The 19,570-nt window shown below is 62.6% G+C and carries 16 protein-coding genes and 1 pseudogene; 8 read left to right on the plus strand and 9 right to left on the minus strand.

Features of this window, described 5'->3' with window-relative positions:
- Positions 1-47 precede the first annotated feature (47 nt).
- The 6 genes from cysG to GIB19_RS10995 all read right to left on the minus strand — a co-directional run bounded on the left by cysG (position 48) and on the right by GIB19_RS10995 (position 7,556).
- Positions 48-1,439 carry a siroheme synthase CysG gene (cysG, locus tag GIB19_RS10970; RefSeq protein ID WP_027592727.1) on the minus strand — a complete coding sequence of 464 codons (1,392 nt, stop codon included), beginning with the start codon at positions 1,437-1,439 and terminating at the stop codon, positions 48-50.
- Entirely contained in the window at positions 1,440-2,720 is a 1,281-nt protein-coding gene (gene serS, locus GIB19_RS10975) for a serine--tRNA ligase (RefSeq protein ID WP_085273003.1), read from the minus strand. It lies immediately after the preceding gene.
- 30 nt (positions 2,721-2,750) lie between these two features.
- On the minus strand, positions 2,751-3,125 hold the full coding sequence (gene crcB / locus GIB19_RS10980; protein WP_099428816.1) for a fluoride efflux transporter CrcB: 375 nt from the start codon (positions 3,123-3,125) through the stop codon (positions 2,751-2,753).
- Positions 3,122-4,447 (minus strand): replication-associated recombination protein A, encoded by a 1,326-nt coding sequence (locus tag GIB19_RS10985; protein ID WP_085273001.1) that lies wholly within the window; start codon positions 4,445-4,447, stop codon positions 3,122-3,124. Before GIB19_RS10985 ends, crcB begins: the two co-directional genes overlap by 4 nt.
- A gap of 12 nt (positions 4,448-4,459) precedes the next feature.
- Positions 4,460-5,083 carry an outer membrane lipoprotein chaperone LolA gene (gene lolA / locus GIB19_RS10990; RefSeq protein WP_027592731.1) on the minus strand — a complete coding sequence of 208 codons (624 nt, stop codon included), beginning with the start codon at positions 5,081-5,083 and terminating at the stop codon, positions 4,460-4,462.
- Between the two features lie 61 nt (positions 5,084-5,144).
- Positions 5,145-7,556 (minus strand): DNA translocase FtsK, encoded by a 2,412-nt coding sequence (locus GIB19_RS10995; RefSeq protein ID WP_172960345.1) that lies wholly within the window; start codon positions 7,554-7,556, stop codon positions 5,145-5,147.
- 403 nt (positions 7,557-7,959) lie between these two features.
- Between GIB19_RS10995 and aat the strand changes: the two genes are divergently transcribed.
- The 3 genes from aat to infA all read left to right on the plus strand — a co-directional run bounded on the left by aat (position 7,960) and on the right by infA (position 9,725).
- Entirely contained in the window at positions 7,960-8,640 is a 681-nt protein-coding gene (aat, locus tag GIB19_RS11000) for a leucyl/phenylalanyl-tRNA--protein transferase (protein WP_085272999.1), read from the plus strand.
- A 56-nt stretch (positions 8,641-8,696) separates the two neighbouring features.
- Complete coding sequence (locus GIB19_RS11005) at positions 8,697-9,404, plus strand: arginyltransferase (protein ID WP_027592734.1); 708 nt, start codon at positions 8,697-8,699, stop codon at positions 9,402-9,404.
- Positions 9,405-9,506: 102 nt separating this feature from the next.
- Complete coding sequence (infA, locus tag GIB19_RS11010) at positions 9,507-9,725, plus strand: translation initiation factor IF-1 (RefSeq protein ID WP_002553999.1); 219 nt, start codon at positions 9,507-9,509, stop codon at positions 9,723-9,725.
- A 169-nt stretch (positions 9,726-9,894) separates the two neighbouring features.
- Here infA and clpA read toward each other — a convergent pair whose 3' ends face one another.
- Complete coding sequence (gene clpA, locus GIB19_RS11015; RefSeq protein WP_099428815.1) at positions 9,895-12,165, minus strand: ATP-dependent Clp protease ATP-binding subunit ClpA; 2,271 nt, start codon at positions 12,163-12,165, stop codon at positions 9,895-9,897.
- A gap of 30 nt (positions 12,166-12,195) precedes the next feature.
- Positions 12,196-12,558, minus strand: a complete 363-nt coding sequence (gene clpS, locus GIB19_RS11020; protein ID WP_003251220.1) for an ATP-dependent Clp protease adapter ClpS — start codon at positions 12,556-12,558, stop codon at positions 12,196-12,198.
- A 230-nt stretch (positions 12,559-12,788) separates the two neighbouring features.
- Between clpS and cspD the strand changes: the two are divergent.
- Positions 12,789-13,047 (plus strand): annotated as a pseudogene (cspD, locus tag GIB19_RS11025) (cold shock domain-containing protein CspD); the annotation flags it as partial.
- A 71-nt stretch (positions 13,048-13,118) separates the two neighbouring features.
- On the opposite strand, the gene icd reads toward cspD, so the two are convergent.
- Positions 13,119-14,375, minus strand: coding sequence for an NADP-dependent isocitrate dehydrogenase (gene icd, locus GIB19_RS11030; RefSeq protein ID WP_186703741.1), 1,257 nt, complete (start codon positions 14,373-14,375; stop codon positions 13,119-13,121).
- A 414-nt stretch (positions 14,376-14,789) separates the two neighbouring features.
- Here icd and GIB19_RS11035 point away from each other — a divergent pair, with 414 nt between their 5' ends.
- The 4 genes from GIB19_RS11035 (at position 14,790) to hflD (ending at position 19,467) form a co-directional block, all read left to right on the plus strand.
- Positions 14,790-17,015, plus strand: coding sequence for an NADP-dependent isocitrate dehydrogenase (locus GIB19_RS11035; protein WP_027592738.1), 2,226 nt, complete (start codon positions 14,790-14,792; stop codon positions 17,013-17,015).
- Positions 17,016-17,219: 204 nt separating this feature from the next.
- Positions 17,220-17,660 (plus strand): NUDIX hydrolase, encoded by a 441-nt coding sequence (locus tag GIB19_RS11040; RefSeq protein WP_027592739.1) that lies wholly within the window; start codon positions 17,220-17,222, stop codon positions 17,658-17,660.
- Between the two features lie 59 nt (positions 17,661-17,719).
- Positions 17,720-18,844, plus strand: a complete 1,125-nt coding sequence (mnmA, locus tag GIB19_RS11045) for a tRNA 2-thiouridine(34) synthase MnmA (protein ID WP_027592740.1) — start codon at positions 17,720-17,722, stop codon at positions 18,842-18,844.
- Positions 18,841-19,467 carry a high frequency lysogenization protein HflD gene (hflD, locus tag GIB19_RS11050; protein WP_027592741.1) on the plus strand — a complete coding sequence of 209 codons (627 nt, stop codon included), beginning with the start codon at positions 18,841-18,843 and terminating at the stop codon, positions 19,465-19,467. Before mnmA ends, hflD begins: the two co-directional genes overlap by 4 nt.
- Positions 19,468-19,570 lie beyond the last annotated feature (103 nt).

The raw sequence follows: 19,570 nt of genomic DNA on the forward strand, positions 1-19,570 counted from the left end.
AGGAGCAGCCTTGTGCTGCGAAGGGCCGCAAAGCGGCCCCACCCGTTTCAGCTATGTTGCGACCCTTCAAACCACGCCAGCTTCTCACGCAACTGCACCACTTCCCCAACAATCACCAGGGTCGGTGCATGCACTTCATGCTGGGCGACAAGCGCCGGCAGATCCGCCAGGGTGCCCGTAAACACCCGTTGATTGCGCGTAGTGCCTTGCTGCACCAGCGCCGCTGGCGTACTGGCCGCACGCCCATGACGAATCAGTTCGGCGCAAATGGTCGGCAAACCCACCAACCCCATGTAGAACACCAGGGTTTGCGCCGGTGCGACCAGGTCATCCCAAGGCAAATTGCTGGTGCCATCCTTGAGGTGCCCGGTCACGAAGCGCACCGATTGGGCGTAATCGCGATGGGTCAGCGGGATGCCGCCATAGGCTGAGCAACCACTGGCCGCGGTAATACCGGGCACCACCTGGAAGGGGATGCCCTGCTCGGCCAGCTGTTCGATCTCCTCGCCACCACGGCCAAAGATGAACGGATCGCCACCCTTGAGGCGCAGCACGCGCTTGCCCTGCTTGGCCAAGTCGACCAGCAGGCGGTTGATCTGGTCCTGCGGCACGGCATGGTCAGCGCGGCGCTTGCCAACGTAGATACGCTCGGCATCACGCCGGCACATGTCGATGATGGCCGGGGCCACCAGGCGGTCGTACAGCACCACATCGGCCTGCTGCATCAGGCGCAAGGCGCGGAAAGTCAACAAGTCCGGATCGCCCGGCCCTGCCCCCACCAGATACACCTCACCGCCCTGCTGCACCGGCGCGCCATCGACCATGGCCTGCAACAGGCGTTCGGCCTCGGCACCCTGCCCGGCCAGCTGACGCTCGGCAATCGGGCCCTGGAAGACATTTTCCCAAAAGCCGCGACGCTGGTTGACGTCTGGGTACAGGCGTTTGACCTGGTGCCGGAACCGCGCCGCCAGCCCGGCGAGCTCGCCGTAGGCCGAAGGGATCCACGCTTCCAGCTTGGCGCGAATCAAACGCGCCAGCACGGGCGCATCCCCCCCACTGGAGACTGCCACCACCAACGGCGAGCGGTCGACGATGGCCGGGAAGATCACCGTGCACAGGGCCGGCGCGTCCACCACATTGACCGGCAGGTTGAGCGCCTGGGCATCGGCCGACACCTGGGCGTTCAGCCCAGCGTCATCAGTGGCCGCGATCACCAGCCGGCAACCGACCAGGTCGGGCGCCTGATAGCCGCGCACCAAGACCTCACCGCCACCTTCCCGGGCCAGTGCGGCCAGTTGGCCGTCAACCTCGGGCGCCACCACGCGCAGCGCGGCGCCGGCATCCGCCAGCAGGCGCGCTTTGCGCAAGGCAATTTCACCGCCGCCGACGACCAGTACCCGGCCGCCCTGCAGCTTGTGGAACAGTGGCAGGTAATCCATTTAGCGGATGACCTCGACACCACCCATGTACGGCTTGAGCACCTCAGGCACACGGATCGAACCGTCGGCCTGCTGGTAGTTCTCCAATACCGCCACCAGGGTGCGGCCTACTGCCAGGCCAGAACCGTTGAGGGTATGCACCAGCTCTGGTTTGCCGGTTTCCGGGTTGCGCCAGCGGGCTTGCATGCGACGCGCCTGGAAATCACCGCAGTTGGAGCAGGAGCTGATCTCGCGGTACTTGTCCTGGCTCGGTACCCACACTTCCAGGTCGTAGGTTTTCACCGCACCGAAGCCCATGTCGCCGGTGCACAGCGCCAGTACCCGGTAGGGCAGTTCCAACAGCTGCAGCACGCGCTCGGCATTGCCGGTCAGGCCTTCGAGGGCTTCCATCGACTTGGATGGCTCGACCACCTGGACCATTTCGACCTTGTCGAACTGGTGCTGGCGGATCATGCCACGGGTGTCACGGCCCGATGCGCCGGCTTCACTGCGGAAGCAAGGCGTGTGGGCGACCAGCTTGAGCGGCAGTTGCTTGGCATCGAGGATTTCACCGGCAACCAGGTTGGTCAGCGAAACCTCGGCGGTTGGGATCAGGTAGAAGTCAGCTTCGCCTTCGCGGCTGATCTTGAACAGGTCTTCCTCGAACTTCGGCAGCTGGCCGGTGCCCTGCAGGGCCGGCGCTTGTACCAGGTACGGGGTGTAGTGCTCTTCGTAGCCGTGCTCGCCGGTGTGCAGGTTGATCATGAACTGCGCCAGCGCGCGGTGCAGGCGGGCGATCGGGCCACGCAGCACGGCAAAGCGGGCGCCAGACAGCTTGGCTGCCGCTTCGAAGTCCAGGCCACCGCTGATTTCGCCCAGGGCGACGTGGTCTTTGATTTCAAAGTCGAAGGCCTTAGGGGTGCCCCAGCGGCGTACTTCAACGTTGTCGTCTTCGCTGGCACCAACCGGCACGCTGGCGTCCGGCAGGTTAGGAATGGTCAGCAGGATGCCATCCAGTTCAGCCTGGATGCCGTCCAGCTCGACTTTGCCTGCGGCCAGCTCGTTGGCCATGCGCTCGACGTCGGCCATCAGCGGCGCGATATCTTCGCCCTTGGCCTTGGCCTGCCCGATGGACTTGGAACGGGCGTTACGCTCGGCCTGCAGTTGCTCGGTGCGCGTCTGCACGGCCTTGCGGCGCTCTTCCAGTGATTCGATGCGCGCGACATCCAGGCTGAAGCCACGGGAGGCCAGGCGATCCGCCACTTCCTGAAGTTGGCCGCGTAACAGTTTGGAATCGAGCATATCGTTCTCTCGTTATGTGTAGGTGTTGGTTCAGAATCGGGTCAAGGACAGGCCAGCCCAGGTCGCGAGCAGCCCGCCCACCACGCTGATACCGGTATAGCCCAAAGCCAGGGGCATCTGCCCGCTTTCCATAAGGCGTACGGTATCGAGCGAAAAGGAGGAAAACGTGGTTAAGCCGCCCAGGAAGCCGACGATCAGGCCCGCGCGCAGCTCGACCGGCACCAGGGGCTTGTGCAAAAACAGGCCATACAGCAGGCCGATCAACAGGCAGCCGATCAAATTGACCGCCAGCGTACCGAGATAGAAGTGCCGTGGCCAGTGGGCGACCACCCAGTTCGCGGTGGCAAAGCGCAGCAGAGTACCTGCAATACCCCCGGCACTGACAGCAGCGATCAGTGCTATCACGGCTTTCTCCGTTGACGAGGGCTGCTGCGATCCAGCTCGGCCAGGTGCCGCAGCTTCTCGCCGATCTTGAGCTCCAGGCCGCGGGGCACGGGTTGGTAATACTGGCGAGGCTCGAGTTGGTCAGGGAAATAGTCTTCACCTGCCGCGTAGGCATCGGGCTCGTCATGGGCATAGCGGTATTCGTCGCCGTAGCCCAATTGCTTCATCAACTTGGTCGGGGCGTTGCGCAGGTGCAGCGGCACTTCCAGCGAACCATGCTCGGCCGCCTCGCGCAGGGCAGTCTTGAAGCCCATGTACACCGCATTGCTCTTTGGCGCACAGGCGATGTAGGTGATGGCCTGGGCCACAGCCAACTCACCCTCGGGGCTGCCCAGGCGCTCTTGAACGTCCCACGCCGACAGGCACAGGCTCAGGGCACGCGGGTCGGCATTGCCGATGTCTTCACTGGCCATGCGCACCACCCGGCGGGCGATGTACAGCGGGTCGCACCCCCCATCGAGCATACGCGCGAACCAGTACAGCGCGGCATCGGGGTTGGAGCCGCGCACCGATTTGTGCAACGCCGAGATCTGGTCATAGAACGCCTCGCCGCCCTTATCGAAGCGCCGGCGGCTGTCACCGAGCAGGCTTTGCAGCAGCTCGACGCCAATTTCGCTGCCATCTTCAGCCAGGTCAGAGGCGTTTTCGAGAAAGTTGAGCATGCGCCGGCCATCGCCGTCGGCGGCAGCCATGAGCATCTTGAAGGCCTCGTCGCCCACCTGCAGGTTGTGCTTGCCCAGGCCGCGCTCTTCGCTCAAGGCACGGTCGACGAGCTTGCGCAGTGCCGGCTCGTCCAAGCTCTTGAGCACGTACACCCGCGCGCGCGAAAGCAACGCATTGTTGAGCTCGAAGGACGGGTTTTCGGTGGTGGCACCAATGAAGATCAGCGTGCCGTCTTCCACGTAGGGCAAAAAGGCGTCCTGCTGCGACTTGTTGAAGCGGTGCACTTCGTCGACGAACAGGATGGTGCGGCGGCCATACTGGGCCGCCTGCTGCTTGGCCACCTCGACCGCCTGGCGGATCTCCTTGACCCCTGCCAGTACCGCCGAGACCGTTTCAAAGTGCGCGTCACAGAACTGCGCCAGCAGCCGCGCCAGGGTGGTCTTGCCCACCCCGGGCGGCCCCCAGAAGATCATCGAGTGCAACGCCCCCTGCTCCAGCGCCTCGCGCAGCGGCTTGCCGCGCGCCAGCAGGTGCTCCTGACCAACGTACTCGTCCAGGTTGGACGGGCGCAGGCGAGCAGCCAGGGGCTGGGCGACGGGTTCGCTTCGAAACAGGTCCATCACGGGCTCCGGTTACTCCTGGATGATATCCGCGCCTTTCGGGACATCGAACTTGAACTTGCTGTCAGGCACTGCCTGGTTGGCCTTCACCCCACTGAACAGGATGTTGGTCCGCTGGCCGACGCTGTCGATCAGCTGCATGTCATTGATCAGGCCCTTGCGGAACGACACGCGCAGGGAGTCGAACAAGGTGTCCTTGGTTTTCGGCTTCAAGGTGAAATCCATGACTTCGCCCTGCTCCTTGGACGCGATGTCGAAGCTTTGGCTGATCTTCGACACGTCACCGGACAGCAGCAGCGCCGGGGTCTGGTTCAGGCGTACATCAAGCTTCTTGATGGTGGCCTGCTCAAGGTCCGGGTCCCACAGGGTGACCATCTTGCCATCAGACACCACCACTTGCTCCTGCGGGGCATCGGTGTGCCAGTAGAACAGGCCCGGGCGCTTGACGGTCATCTGGCCCTTGGTCTCCTGCAGGCTAGTGCCGTCGGCACCCAGCGTCAGCTGAGAGAAATTGGCATCGATCGTCTGCGACTTTTCCAGCAACTGGGTCAGGCGCTTCACGTCCAACTCGCCGGCATGGGCCGACACAGAGCCCATGGCCAGGGCAGAAACCAACAGCATGCGAATCGCGCGCATGGAAATCCTCGTAGGACAGTAAATGAGCCAGGCGCCCAGCAGGCGCCCGGCAAGGTGTTCATCAATCGCGCGGGCCGCCTGGGGCTATCACTTCCCGCGAGCCGTTGCTGTTCATCGGGGTGACCACGCCGGCCATCTCCATTGCCTCGATCATGCGTGCGGCACGGTTGTAGCCGATCTTCAGCTTACGCTGCACAGCGGAAATGGAGGCACGGCGGCTCTCGAGCACGAACTGCACGGCTTCATCATACAGTGCATCGCTTTCCGAATCGTCGCCGTCACCACCACCGCCGCCGCCTTCGAAGCCGCTGCCGGCCTCTTCGACGCCGTTGAGGATGTCGTCGTTGTAGTCCGGCGCGCCACGTAGCTTCCAGGCTTCCACCACGCGGTGCACTTCGTCATCGGAAACGAACGCACCGTGCACGCGGATCGGCAGACTGGTGCCGGGTGGCATGTACAGCATGTCACCGTGACCGAGCAACTGCTCGGCGCCACCCTGGTCGATGATGGTGCGGGAGTCGATCTTGCTCGACACTTGGAACGCCATGCGCGTCGGGATGTTGGCCTTGATCAGGCCGGTGATCACGTCAACCGACGGGCGCTGGGTGGCGAGGATCAGGTGAATACCGGCGGCCCGCGCTTTCTGGGCGATACGGGCGATCAGTTCTTCGACCTTCTTGCCGACGATCATCATCATGTCGGCGAATTCGTCGACCACCACCACGATGGTCGGCAGGGTCTTCAGCGCGGGTGGCTCGTCGTCCATGCTCTCGCGACGGTACAGCGGGTCGTGGATGACCTCGCCGGCCTCCTGAGCGTCCTTGATCTTGCGGTTGAAGCCGCCCAGGTTACGCACGCCCATCGCGGCCATCAGCTTGTAGCGGCGCTCCATCTCGGCGACGCTCCAGCGCAGCGCGTTGGCGGCGTCCTTCATGTCGGTGACCACCGGGCACAACAGGTGCGGGATGCCTTCGTAGATCGACAGTTCGAGCATCTTCGGGTCGATCATGATCAGCCGCGCGTCTTCCGGGCCGGACTTGAACAGGATCGACAGGATCATCGCGTTCACACCCACCGACTTACCAGAACCGGTAGTACCGGCCACCAGCAGGTGCGGCATCTTGGCCAGGTCGGTGATCACCGGTTTGCCACCGATGTCATGGCCCAAGGCCAATGCAACCGGCGACTTGGACTCGTCGAACTGCGGCGACGACAGCACTTCAGAGAAACGCACCATCTGCCGGTTTTCGTTAGGGATCTCGATACCCACGGTGGTCTTGCCCGGGATCACCTCGACCACGCGCACGCTGGTTACTGCCAGCGAGCGCGCCAGGTCCTTGGCCAGGTTGGCGATACGGCTGACCTTGACCCCTGCCGCGGGCTGGATTTCGTAGCGGGTAATGACCGGGCCTGGGTGGATGGAGTCCACCGAGACTTCCACGCCGAATTCCTTGAGCTTGATTTCCAGCAGCTGGCCAACACCGGCCAGGGATTCAGGCGAGTACTCGATCTTTTTCTGCTCGGCCGGATCGAGAATGGAGATCGACGGCAACGTGCCTTCCACAGCGCTGTCGACGAACAGCGGGGTCTGTTTTTCCTTCATCACCCGCTTGCTCGGTTCTGGCGCCTTGGCCGGGGCTGGCGGGATGATCACTGGCGCCGCAGGTTGCTCGCGGGGCACCACTGTCTCGCGCGCCACCACGGGTTCGCGTGTTGGGGCAGGCCGGGCGGGCGCCTCTTCGCGCTCGACGCTACGCTCACGTAGCTGAGGCTTGACCGGCTCGCGCTTCTGCGCAGCCGCTGGCGCGGTGTTGAAACTCGGTTCATCCACCTCACGCAACTGCGCCTCCAGGCGCTTGCGCTCGTTGCGGGCTTCCCACCAGCGGTTGGCGGCGCCTTGCACCAGCTCGAACAGGTCGAGGGTGATCTTGCCGGTAAGGTCCATCACTTTGAACCAGGACAGGTCGGTGAACACCGTCAGGCCAAACAGGAACAGGGCAATGAACATCAACGTGCTGCCCTGCACGTTCAGCAGGCTGCGCGCCAGTTCGCCCAGGCTTTCGCCGAGGGCACCGCCCGCAGAGAACGGAATGCTCGCCGGCGGGTGGAAATGGATATGCGCCAGGGCTGCGCCCGACAGCACCAGGAACACCAGCCCGATCAGGCGCCAGGAGAACAGCCAGCCGCTCCACTCCCAGGGTTGGTGGCGCTCGCGGAAGATCTGCCAGGTCTTGATCGCCAGCAGCAGCGGGAAGATGTAGGCGAAATAGCCCAGCACCATGAACAGGATGTCGGCGAAGTAGGCCCCTGCTCGCCCGGCGGCGTTTTGCACCTGGTCAATGTTGCTGGTGTGGCTGAAGCCAGGGTCGGAAGTGTCGTAGGTCAGCAGCGCCATCCACAGGTACAGGCACAGGGCGCCGACAGCGATCAACGCACCTTCCTTGAGACGATAGTGCAGCTGCTGCCGCCACATAGGCACTGGCAAGGGAGCTGGAGTTGCGGTGGATTTCTTCAAAACGCGTCTATTCCTGCGCGTGCTGCGCGTCCAATAGTGATCGGCCGGTGTCTGGCCAATGAACCACTACTTTTAACATTACTGCCCGCCAGCCGCCATGGCGGCGCGCCGCACATGGGCTTGAGGGGGCTGCTTTCACTTAGCTGCAATTTGAGCATGCATTTTCTTTTGTGACAAAGGCTTATGCTGTGTTTTTGCACAGGTGTGACAGCAAATGTCCCGGATGGTGCCTGCGGCCTCATGAATGTGTAGGAAAATGCCTAAAGGGCTGCCTGCGCTACGGCGAATGAACCGCAGTGATTGACCCTGCTTTTCAGCCACGCCATGCTGACCACTCCCCTCCCCCACCGCACGATAGACCATGCTTACCTGGCTGACCCGCGACTCGCTGACCTTTCCACCCCTGGAAAAGGCCCTGCACGAACCCAACGGCTTGCTCGCCGCCGGCGGCGACCTGAGCCCCGAGCGCCTGGTGCAGGCCTATCGCCACGGCTGCTTCCCCTGGTACCAGGACGGCCAGCCGATCCTCTGGTGGTCACCCAACCCTCGCACCGTGCTGCTGCCAGACGAACTGCACGTCTCGCGCTCGCTGGCCAAGTTCATGCGCCAGGGCCATTACCAGGTCAGTTTCGACACCGACTTCGCCGGCGTGATCGCCGCCTGCGCCGCGCCGCGTGACTACGCCGACGGCACCTGGATCACCGACACCCTGCGCGCGGCCTACTGCGAGCTGCACCGGCTTGGCTACGCCCATTCGGTGGAGGTGCGCCAGGACGGTGAGCTGGTCGGCGGCCTTTACGGCCTGGCCATGGGCCGCCTGTTCTTCGGCGAATCGATGTTCAGCCGCGCCGACAATGCCTCCAAGGTCGGCTTCGTGACGCTGGTCGCACACCTGCGCCAGGCCGGTTTTGTGCTGATCGACTGCCAGATGCCGACCAACCACCTGCACAGCCTGGGCGCGCGCGCCATCAGCCGCGCCGACTTTGCCGACTACCTGGCACGCTACCTCGACCAGCCCAACAGCGCCACCTGGGTTCCCTAGGCGAGTTCTCAGAGCTGGCTTACACTTAAGGCAAAGTCTCACCGAAGGGGTTGATCATGACAGAGTTGGCGCGGTTGAAGTTTTATGCCACTCAACCCCACTCCTGCAGCTACCTGCCCGAGGAGCAGGCAACCACGCTGTTTCTCGACCCCAGCCAGCCAATGGACGTGAACGTGTACGCCGACCTGTCGGAGATGGGTTTTCGGCGCAGTGGCGATCACCTGTACCGCCCCCATTGCCAAAACTGCAACGCCTGTGTGCCAGCACGCATTCCGGCGGCCCGCTTCATCCCCAACCGCCAGCAACGGCGCATTCTCAAGCGCAACGCCGACTTGACCGTGACCGCCGCACGCCCGGCGTTCAAGGAAGAGTATTTCGACCTGTACCGGCGCTACATCGAAACCCGTCATGCCGACGGCGACATGTACCCGCCCAGCCGTGATCAGTTTTCCACCTTCCTGGTACGTGACCTGCCCTTCTGCTGGTTCTACGAGTTCCGCCTGGCAGGGCGCCTGCTGGCGGTGGCGGTATGCGACCTGCTGCCCAACGGCTTGTCGGCGGTCTACACCTTCTACGAGCCCGATGAAGAGCGCCGCAGCCTGGGCCGTTTCGCCATCCTCTGGCAGATCACCGAAGCCCTTCGGCAGAACCTGGAGGCGGTTTACCTCGGGTACTGGATCAAGAACTGCAAGAAGATGAACTACAAGACCCAGTATCGCCCCATCGAGCTGCTGATCAACCAGCGCTGGGTCACCCTCAACTGAAAGCATTGGCTTGAAATACTATTTTCCGGCATAATCCACGCCACTTTTTTGCCCGGTGCGGTTATGCGTCGGGCCAACACTGGACACCGAGGGCTCAACTGCATGTCGAAAGAAGACAGCTTCGAAATGGAAGGTACTGTCGTCGACACCCTGCCCAACACCATGTTCCGCGTGGAGTTGGAAAACGGGCACGTCGTAACCGCGCACATCTCCGGAAAGATGCGCAAGAACTACATCCGTATTCTCACTGGCGACAAGGTCCGCGTCGAACTGACACCTTACGACCTGAGCAAAGGCCGCATCACGTATCGTGCGCGCTAAGCCCAAGCCATGAAAAAGCCCGGCCAAGTGCCGGGCTTTTTTGTGCCTTCAAGAATGGTTGGGGCTGCTTTGCAGCCCATTCGCAGCGCAAGGCTGCTCCTACCTGGGAATGTGACACCCTGTAGGAGCAGCCTTGCGCTGCGAATGGGCCGCAAAGCGGCCCCCGCCATCACGCCACCTCAGCCGTGGTCTCGAAGTCGAACACCAACTCGCCATCGCGCAAGTCGACGTGCACCACGCCGCCATGCTCGGCCAGCTCACCGAACAGGATCTCTTCAGCCAGCGGCCGCTTGATCTTGTCCTGGATCAGCCGCGCCATAGGCCGTGCACCCATCTGCACATCGTAGCCCGACGCCGCCAGCCAGCCGCGCGCTTCATCACTGACCTCCAACAGCACACGTTTATCTTCCAGCTGCGCCTGCAGTTCGATAAGGAACTTGTCGACGATGCTCTTGATGGTTTCGTGGCTCAGGCGGCCAAACTGGATGATGGTGTCCAGGCGGTTGCGGAACTCCGGCGTGAAGCTCTTGCGAATGACTTCCATGGCATCGGACGCATGGTCCTGATGGGTAAACCCGATCGAAGCCCGCGCCGCAGTCTCTGCCCCGGCGTTGGTGGTCATGATCAGGATCACGTTACGGAAGTCTGCCTTGCGCCCGTTGTTGTCGGTCAGCGTGCCGTGGTCCATCACCTGCAGCAGCAGGTTGAAGACTTCAGGGTGCGCCTTCTCGATTTCGTCCAGCAGCAACACGCAATGCGGCTGCTTGGTGATCGCCTCGGTCAACAGGCCACCTTGGTCGAACCCGACATAGCCAGGCGGTGCACCGATCAAACGCGAAACGGTATGCCGCTCCATGTACTCGGACATGTCGAAGCGCACCAGCTCCACACCCAGCGCCTTGGCCAACTGCCGCGCCGCTTCGGTCTTGCCGACACCGGTAGGCCCGGCGAACAGGAACGAACCCACCGGCTTGTCGGGCGCCTTGAGCCCCGCACGGGACAGCTTGATCGCCGTCGCCAGCGAGTCGATGGCCGGGTCCTGCCCGAACACGGTCAGCTTCAGGTCACGCTCAAGGTTGCGCAGCAGCTCCTTGTCGGAACTGGTGACATGCTTTGGCGGAATCCGCGCGATCTTGGCGACGATGTCTTCGACTTGTGGCACCTCGATACGCTTGACCCGGTTTGCCTCAGGCTGCAGGCGCTGGTAGGCACCCGCCTCGTCGATCACGTCGATGGCCTTGTCCGGCATGTGCCGGTCGTTGATGTAGCGCGAGGCCAGCTCTGCAGCGGCGCGCAGGGCTTCGTCGCTGTACTCGATGTTGTGGTGGCTCTCGAACCGGCCCTTGAGCCCGCGCAGGATCCCCACGGTGTCTTCCACCGAAGGCTCGCTGACATCGACCTTCTGGAAACGCCGTGCCAGGGCACGGTCCTTCTCGAAGATGCCGCGAAATTCCTGGAAGGTGGTCGAACCGATGCAGCGAATGTCGCCAGACGACAGCAGCGGCTTGAGCAGGTTGGACGCATCCATGACCCCACCGGAAGCCGCACCGGCGCCGATGATGGTGTGGATCTCGTCAATGAACAGGATCGCCTGCGGGCGTTTGCGCAGTTCGCCGAGCAGCGCCTTGAAGCGCTTCTCGAAGTCGCCGCGGTACTTGGTACCGGCCAGCAGTGCACCCAGGTCGAGGGAATACACCACGCTCTGAGCCAGCAGGTCAGGCACCTGGCCGTCGACGATACGCTTGGCCAGGCCTTCGGCGATGGCCGTCTTGCCCACCCCGGCCTCACCGACCAGCAGCGGGTTGTTTTTGCGCCGGCGCGCCAGGATCTGCGCAACACGCTCGACTTCCTGCTCACGGCCCACCAGCGGGTCGATGCGCCCGGCACGTGCCAGTTCGTTCAGGTTGCTGGCATAGGCATCCAGCGGGTTGCTCGACGATGACGTTTCGCCACCGTCCTCGTCCTGCATCTCCTGGTCGCCTTCGGTGTTGGGGCCATGGCCCGGCACCTTGGAAATACCGTGAGCAATGTAGTTGACCACGTCGATACGGGCCACGCTCTGCTGCTTGAGCAGAAACACGGCCTGGCTTTCCTGTTCGCTGAAGATCGCCACCAGCACATTGGCGCCGGTCACTTCGCGCTTGCCGGAGCTCTGAACATGGAACACGGCACGCTGCAGCACACGCTGGAAGCCCAGGGTAGGCTGGGTTTCGCGGTCTTCGTCGTTGACCGGAATCAGGGGTGTGGTGGAATCGATGAACTCTTGCAGGTCGTGCTTGAGTTTGTCGAGATTGGCGCCACAGGCGCGCAGAACGGTCGCAGCAGCCTCATTGTCAAGGAGTGCCAGCAGCAGATGTTCGACGGTCATGAACTCATGACGCTTCGAACGAGCCTCCTTGAAGGCCAGATTGAGGGTGACTTCGAGCTCGCGGTTTAACATAGCTTCACCTCATACCCAAGTGGTCGGCGATTAACCGTCCTTCTCGATTTCACAGAGTAGCGGATGCTGGCTTTCCCTGGCGTATTGGTTGACCTGCATGGCCTTTGTTTCGGCGATGTCACGGGTAAACAATCCGCACACTGCCCGCCCCTCGGTATGGACGGTCAGCATGATCTTGGTCGCCAGCTCGCGGTTCAGACTGAAGAACGTCTCGAGCACTTCGACGACGAAATCCATTGGTGTGTAGTCATCGTTGAACAAAACCACCTTGTACATCGGTGGCGCCTGCAGGATCGGCTTGGCTTCCTGGACAGCAAGACCTGAGCCGTCGTCCTCATTCGATTGCGGGCGATCCTGATTGAATGTTAGTCGAATCTCACTAGGTGCATGCATGGAAAGAATTTCATCATGATCGACAGGTTAAAGTTGTGGGTTGAGCGCAAAGTCAGCCTCCGGCGCACGCGCCGCATGACCTTGACTATCGGCAAAACGGTGTTACAACCAATAAGAACCCACCGTGGTCGATAAAGATCCGCGCAGTCAACCAGATTTTTCGCATGGTTCGTATGCGGATGAAGTGGATGATACTCCAGTGATGGAGTCCTTTGCAGAGGGACATAGGGATGGCAAGCGGTAAAGTCAAGTGGTTCAACAATGCCAAGGGCTACGGATTCATCAACGAGGAAGGTAAATCCGATGACCTTTTCGCTCATTACTCGGCCATCCAGATGGACGGATACAAGACGCTGAAGGCTGGCCAGTCCGTGGAGTTCGACATCATCCAGGGCCCCAAAGGCCTGCACGCGGTCAACATAAAGGACGCCGCTGCCGCTGCGGCTGCCAAGGCCCAAGGCCAGACCGCAAGCGAAACCGCCAGAGCCTGACCACTGCTCCGTGTGGGTATACGAAAAAACCGGTCGCCTCTTTAGCCAGGCGACCGGTTTTCTCTTGCCTCACATATGCTTGATCATCTCATCGCCAAAGCCCGAGCTGCCCACCAGCGTCGCCCCGTCCATCAGGCGTTCGAAGTCATAGGTCACGGTCTTGGCGGCAATCGCGCCGTTGGTGCCCTTGATGATCAGGTCGGCCGCCTCGGTCCAGCCCATGTGGCGCAGCATCATCTCTGCAGACAGAATCACTGACCCCGGGTTGACCTTGTCCTGCCCGGCGTACTTGGGCGCGGTGCCGTGGGTGGCCTCGAACATGGCCACGGTATCCGACAGGTTGGCACCCGGCGCAATGCCAATACCACCCACCTCTGCCGCCAGGGCGTCGGACAGGTAGTCGCCATTGAGGTTGAGGGTGGCGATCACGTCGTATTCAGCTGGGCGCAGCAGGATCTGCTGGAGCATGGCGTCGGCGATGGCATCCTTGACGATGACCTCACGCCCAGTCTTGGGGTTTTTGAACTTCATCCAGGGGCCGCCGTCGAGCAGCTCGGCAGCAAACTCGTCACGGGCCACCTCGTAGCCCCAATCCTTGAAGGCCCCTTCGGTGAACTTCATGATGTTGCCCTTGTGCACCAGGGTCAGCGACTCGCGGTCGTTGTCCACCACGTATTGCAGAGCCTTGCGCACCAAGCGCTTGGTGCCCTCGCGGGAAACGGGTTTGACGCCGATACCGCAGTCCTGGTCGAAACGGATCTTGGTGACGCCCATTTCCTCCTTGAGGAACTTGATCACCTTGTTCGCCTCGGGCGAGCCGGCTTTCCATTCGATGCCGGCGTAGATGTCTTCGGAGTTCTCGCGGAAGATCACCATGTCGACATCGCCCGGTTTTTTCACCGGGCTCGGCACGCCCTGGAACCACACCACCGGGCGCAGGCACACGTACAGGTCAAGCTGCTGGCGCAACGCCACGTTCAGCGAGCGGATACCGCCCCCGACCGGCGTGGTCAGCGGGCCTTTGATCGACACCACGTACTCGCGCACCGCATCAAGGGTTTCCTGCGGCAGCCAGGTGTCCTGGTCATAGACCTGGGTGGCCTTCTCGCCCGCGTACACCTCCATCCAGGCAATCTTGCGCTTGCCGCCGTAGGCCTTCTGCACGGCGGCGTCCACGACCTTGATCATCACCGGCGAGACATCGACGCCAATCCCATCGCCTTCGATATAAGGAATGATGGGGTTATCGGGCACATTGAGCGAATGGTCTGCATTGACGGTGATCTTGGTGCCGTCGGTCGGAACCTTGATTTTCTGGTATCCCATGCTTGCACTACTCCGCTTTCGGGTGTGATTGGACATCCTGCAATCCAATGAGCCTAAACCACATCTGCCGACCTGCAAGGGCTGCGACATCGCGCCACATTGCCCCTACGTCTTTGGTCTTATAAATGGCGCCGATCTCACTTGGCCTTGCTGATTAGCCCAAAGGGTTTGATATACTCCGCCGCGACCGAAGGGTCATTGGGGCGATCCCTAGGAAAATGCGGCTCGCCCTTGGCCAAGAACGGCCACAAAGCCTGGGCTGTTACCGCAGCTCAGCACTTGACGCTCGACTGATGCATCCACCATCACCGCTCGCAGCCTCTCGACTTTCCGCTCATGGCGTCGCCAGGGCGAAGCGCCTACCCTGCGCACCTCGAGACTCGAGTACGCTCAGCACATAGAGAGTTAACCCGCATGCCCACCCGTTCCAAGATCATCTATACCTTCACCGACGAAGCCCCCGCCCTCGCCACCTACTCGCTGCTGCCGATCGTCGAAGCCTTCACCGCTTCCGCTGACATCGCCGTCGAAACTCGCGACATCTCCCTGGCCGGCCGTATCCTCGCGGCATTCCCGGAGCAACTGGGCGCCGAGAAGCAAGTAGGCGATCACCTGGCGGAACTGGGCCAACTGGCTACCACCCCTGAAGCGAACATCATCAAGCTGCCGAACATCAGCGCCTCGGTACCGCAGCTCAAGGCCGCGATCAAGGAACTGCAAGGCAAGGGCTTCAACATCCCTGACTACGCCGACGAGCCGTCCACCGAGGCCGAAAAAGAATCTCGCGCCCGTTACGACCGCATCAAAGGCAGCGCCGTTAACCCGGTACTGCGCGAAGGCAACTCTGACCGCCGCGCGCCGCTGTCGGTCAAGAACTACGCACGCAAGCACCCGCACAAGATGGGCGCCTGGGCTGCCGACTCGCAGTCGCACGTTGCCCACATGACCCAAGGCGACTTCTATGGCAGCGAAAAGGCTGCCCTGATCGAGGCTGACGACAGCCTGCGCATCGAGCTGGTCGCCAAAGACGGCACCACCACCGTCCTGAAAGCCAAGACCGCGGTCAAGGCTGCCGAAATCGTCGACTGCGCGACCATGAGCCGCAAAGCCCTGAAAGCCTTCATCGCCGAGCAGATCGCCGATGCCAAGGCCTCCGGCGTGCTGCTGTCGGTGCACCTGAAAGCCACCATGATGAAGGTCTCCGACCCGATCATGTTCGGCGTCATCGTCGAAGAGTTTTATAACGACGTGCTGGCCAAGCACGCCGCTGCACTGGCTGAAGTGGGCTTCAACGCCAACAACGGCATCGGCGACCTGTACGCCCGCATCAAGGACCTGCCAGCTGACAAGCAGGCCGAGATCGAAGCCGACATCCAGGCCCTGTACGCCGTTCGCCCGGCCTTGGCCATGGTCAACTCCGACAAAGGCATCACCAACTTGCACGTGCCGAGCGACGTCATCGTCGACGCCTCGATGCCGGCCATGATCCGTGACTCGGGCAAGATGTGGAACACCGCCGGTGAGCTGCAAGACGCCAAGGCGATCATCCCGGACCGCTGCTACGCCGGCATCTACCAGGCCACCATCGAAGACTGCAAAGTCAACGGTGCCTTCGACCCGACCACCATGGGCAGCGTGCCGAACGTTGGCCTGATGGCGCAGAAAGCCGAAGAGTACGGCTCCCACGACAAGACCTTCCAGATCCAGGCCGATGGCGTGGTTCGTGTGGTCGACGGCAAAGGCCAGGTCGTGCTGCAGCAGAACGTCGAAGCTGGTGACATCTTCCGCATGTGCCAGACCAAAGACGCGCCGATCCAAGACTGGGTCAAGCTGGCCGTCAACCGTGCCCGCCTGAGCAACACCCCGGCGGTGTTCTGGCTGGACCCGGCTCGCGCCCACGACGGCGTGATGATCGAGAAAGTCCAGAAGTACCTGAAGGATCACGACACCGCTGGCCTGGACATCCGTGTCCTGGCACCGGTCGATGCCATCAAGTTCTCCCTGGCTCGCATCCGCGAAGGCAAGGACACCATCTCGGTGACCGGCAACGTGCTGCGCGACTACCTGACCGACCTGTTCCCGATCATGGAGCTGGGCACCAGCGCCAAGATGCTGTCGATCGTCCCGCTGATGAACGGCGGTGGCCTGTTCGAAACCGGCGCTGGCGGTTCGGCACCGAAGCACGTGCAGCAGCTGGTTGAAGAGAACTTCCTGCGTTGGGACTCGCTGGGTGAATTCCTGGCCCTGGCCGCTTCCCTGGAGCACCTGGGCAACACCTACGACAACCCGCGCGCCAAAGTCCTGGCCAACACCCTGGACCAGGCCACCGGCAAGTTCCTCGACACCAACAAGTCGCCTTCGCGCAAAGTCGGTGGTATCGACAACCGCGGCAGCCACTTCTACCTGACCCTGTACTGGGCCGAGGCCCTGGCTGCTCAGGCTGACGACGCCGCCCTGCAGGCGCGCTTCGCACCGCTGGCAAAAGCCCTGGCCGAGAACGAAGCGACCATCGTCGCCGAGCTCAACGCCGTTCAAGGCAAGCCGGCCGACATCGGTGGCTACTACGCCCCGAATGCCGAGCTGACCGCCAAGGTGATGCGCCCAAGCCAGACCTTCAACAGCGCCATTGCCGCCCTGTAAGGTCCGCTTGAAGTAACCCCACAAACCCCGGCCACGCACCGGGGTTTGTGCTTTCTGGATCTTGGGGGCCGCTTTGCAGCCCATCGCCGGCAAGCCAGCTCCCACAGGCAATGTGCATACCCTGAGATGTATGCATCACCTGTGGGAGCTGGCTTGCCGGCGATGGACCGCAACGCGGTCCCGGCAATCGACAAGGACACTTCAATGACCTGGCAACCCCACATCACCGTCGCCACCCTCGTCGAGCACGAAGGTAAATTCCTGTTCGTCGAAGAATTCAAAGCCGGCCAGCACGTCTTCAACCAACCCGCCGGCCACCTCGAACCCAACGAAACCCTGCCCCAGGCTGCCCTGCGCGAAACCCTCGAAGAAACCGCCTGGGAAGTCGAACTGACCGGCGTCGTCGGCATCTACCTGTACACCGCCCCCAGCAATGGCGTGACCTACCAGCGCATCTGCTTCGCCGCCCGCCCCGTGCGCCACCATGCCGACCTTGCACTGGACAGCGACATCGTCCGCGCCGTCTGGCTGACCCGCGACGAGCTGCTGGCCGACCCCACCCGCTGGCGCAGCGAGCTGGTACCGCGCTGCCTCGACGACTACCTCGCCGGCCCGCTGCACAGCCTCACGCTGCTGCGCGACTGACGTGCAGCCTCGGGTTTGATAGAATCGGCGTTTTTCCCCTCTGATACACATCGGTAGCCATGACCAGCCCAGCACTCAAAGACCCCGCCAAGACCCGCGTCATCGTCGGCATGTCCGGCGGCGTGGACTCCTCCGTCTCCGCCCTTCTGCTCATGGAGCAGGGCTACCAGGTGGAAGGGCTGTTCATGAAGAACTGGGAAGAGGACGACGGCACCGAATACTGCACAGCCCGTGAAGACCTGGCCGACGCCCAGGCCGTGTGCGACCGCATCGGCATCAAGCTGCACACCGCCAACTTCGCCGCCGAGTACTGGGACCACGTGTTCGAGCACTTCCTCGAAGAGTACAAAGCCGGCCGCACGCCCAACCCGGACATCCTCTGCAACCGCGAAATCAAGTTCAAGGCGTTCCTCGACTACGCCCTGTCGCTGGGCGCCGACCTGATCGCCACCGGCCACTACGTGCGCCGTCGCGACACCGGCGCGCTCACCGAACTGCTCAAGGGGCTGGACCCGAACAAGGACCAGAGCTACTTCCTGCATGCGGTTGGCGGCAAAGAAATCGCCCGCACCCTGTTCCCGGTCGGCGAGCTGGAAAAGCCAGAGGTGCGCGCCATTGCCGAAAAGCATGGCCTGGCCACCGCCAAGAAAAAAGACTCCACCGGTATCTGCTTCATCGGCGAGCGCCGCTTCAGCGACTTCCTCAAGCAGTACCTGCCCGCCCAGCCCGGTGAAATCCAGACCACCGACGGCGAAGTCATCGGCCGCCACCATGGCCTGATGTACCACACCATCGGCCAGCGCCAGGGCCTGGGTATCGGCGGCCTGAAGGACGCTGGCGACGAGCCGTGGTACGTGCTGCACAAGGACCTGGCCCGCAATGTGTTGGTGGTCGGCCAGGGCAATGAACACCCTTGGCTGTTCTCCCGCGCCCTGCTCGCCTCGGAAATCTACTGGGTCAACCCGATCGACCTCAGCAGCCCGCGCAAGCTCACCGCCAAGGTGCGCTACCGCCAGAGCGACCAGCACTGCACCCTGGAACTGACCGAGAGCGGTTACCGCGCCGTGTTCGACGAACCGCAACGCGCGGTCACCCCAGGCCAGTCGGTGGTGTTCTATGACGGTGAGGTGTGCCTGGGCGGCGGCGTGATCGAGACTGCCGAGCCCTGGAGCCCGCGCGCATGAGCAACCTGCAGGAGCAATTGATTGCCCTGGGCGGCGTGTTCCAGGCCGCCGTGCTGGTCGACCGCATCGCCCGCACCGGCCAGGCCAGCGAGGCCAACATCGGCTGCATGCTGGGTAGCCTGCTGGTGCGCGACCCCAAGGACACCCTGGAGGTGTTCGGCGGTGACGACCTCAACCTGCGGGACGGCTACCGCGCCCTGGTCGGCGCCCTGGAGCGCGACCCCAGCAGCCTGCAGCGCGAGCCCCTGCGCTATGCCCTGTCCATGTTGGGCCTGGAACGCCAACTGGCCAAGCGCGGCGACCTGCTCGACACCATCGGTAACCGCCTGCCGCAAATCCAGTCACAGGCCGACCATTTTGGCCTGGTTCATGAAAACGTCATCGCCTCCAGTGGCGCCTTGTACCAGGACACCCTGAGCACCTTGCGCCAGCGTATCCAGGTACACGGCGACATGCGCTTCCTGCAGCAGGCCAGCAATGCCTCCAAAATCCGCGCCCTGCTGCTGGCCGGCATCCGCGCCGCGCGCCTGTGGCGCCAGCTGGGCGGCCATCGCTGGCAGCTGGTGTTCAGCCGTCGCAAGCTACTAAACGAACTGTACGACATGATGCGTACGCCTTCCTGAAGGCAACGCCGACCCTTGTAGGAGCAGCCTTGCGCTGCGAATGGGCTGCACAGCAGCCCCAGCCTCTCAAAGATTGCCGGGGCTGCCGCGCAGCCCTTTCGCG

Source organism: Pseudomonas sp. ITEM 17296, assembly GCF_028895205.1.
Classification (GTDB): domain Bacteria; phylum Pseudomonadota; class Gammaproteobacteria; order Pseudomonadales; family Pseudomonadaceae; genus Aquipseudomonas; species Aquipseudomonas kermanshahensis.

Coding starts and splice junctions, on each gene's coding strand:
- lolA (WP_027592731.1), bottom strand. CDS start 5,083: ATGCGCGCGATTCGCATGCTGTTGGTTTCTGCCCTGGCCATGGGCTCT.
- mnmA (WP_027592740.1), top strand. CDS start 17,720: ATGACCAGCCCAGCACTCAAAGACCCCGCCAAGACCCGCGTCATCGTC.
- icd (WP_186703741.1), bottom strand. CDS start 14,375: ATGGGATACCAGAAAATCAAGGTTCCGACCGACGGCACCAAGATCACC.
- aat (WP_085272999.1), top strand. CDS start 7,960: ATGCTTACCTGGCTGACCCGCGACTCGCTGACCTTTCCACCCCTGGAA.
- GIB19_RS10995 (WP_172960345.1), bottom strand. CDS start 7,556: ATGTGGCGGCAGCAGCTGCACTATCGTCTCAAGGAAGGTGCGTTGATC.
- clpS (WP_003251220.1), bottom strand. CDS start 12,558: ATGCATGCACCTAGTGAGATTCGACTAACATTCAATCAGGATCGCCCG.
- clpA (WP_099428815.1), bottom strand. CDS start 12,165: ATGTTAAACCGCGAGCTCGAAGTCACCCTCAATCTGGCCTTCAAGGAG.
- GIB19_RS10985 (WP_085273001.1), bottom strand. CDS start 4,447: ATGGACCTGTTTCGAAGCGAACCCGTCGCCCAGCCCCTGGCTGCTCGC.
- serS (WP_085273003.1), bottom strand. CDS start 2,720: ATGCTCGATTCCAAACTGTTACGCGGCCAACTTCAGGAAGTGGCGGAT.
- GIB19_RS11040 (WP_027592739.1), top strand. CDS start 17,220: ATGACCTGGCAACCCCACATCACCGTCGCCACCCTCGTCGAGCACGAA.
- cysG (WP_027592727.1), bottom strand. CDS start 1,439: ATGGATTACCTGCCACTGTTCCACAAGCTGCAGGGCGGCCGGGTACTG.
- GIB19_RS11005 (WP_027592734.1), top strand. CDS start 8,697: ATGACAGAGTTGGCGCGGTTGAAGTTTTATGCCACTCAACCCCACTCC.
- GIB19_RS11035 (WP_027592738.1), top strand. CDS start 14,790: ATGCCCACCCGTTCCAAGATCATCTATACCTTCACCGACGAAGCCCCC.
- infA (WP_002553999.1), top strand. CDS start 9,507: ATGTCGAAAGAAGACAGCTTCGAAATGGAAGGTACTGTCGTCGACACC.
- hflD (WP_027592741.1), top strand. CDS start 18,841: ATGAGCAACCTGCAGGAGCAATTGATTGCCCTGGGCGGCGTGTTCCAG.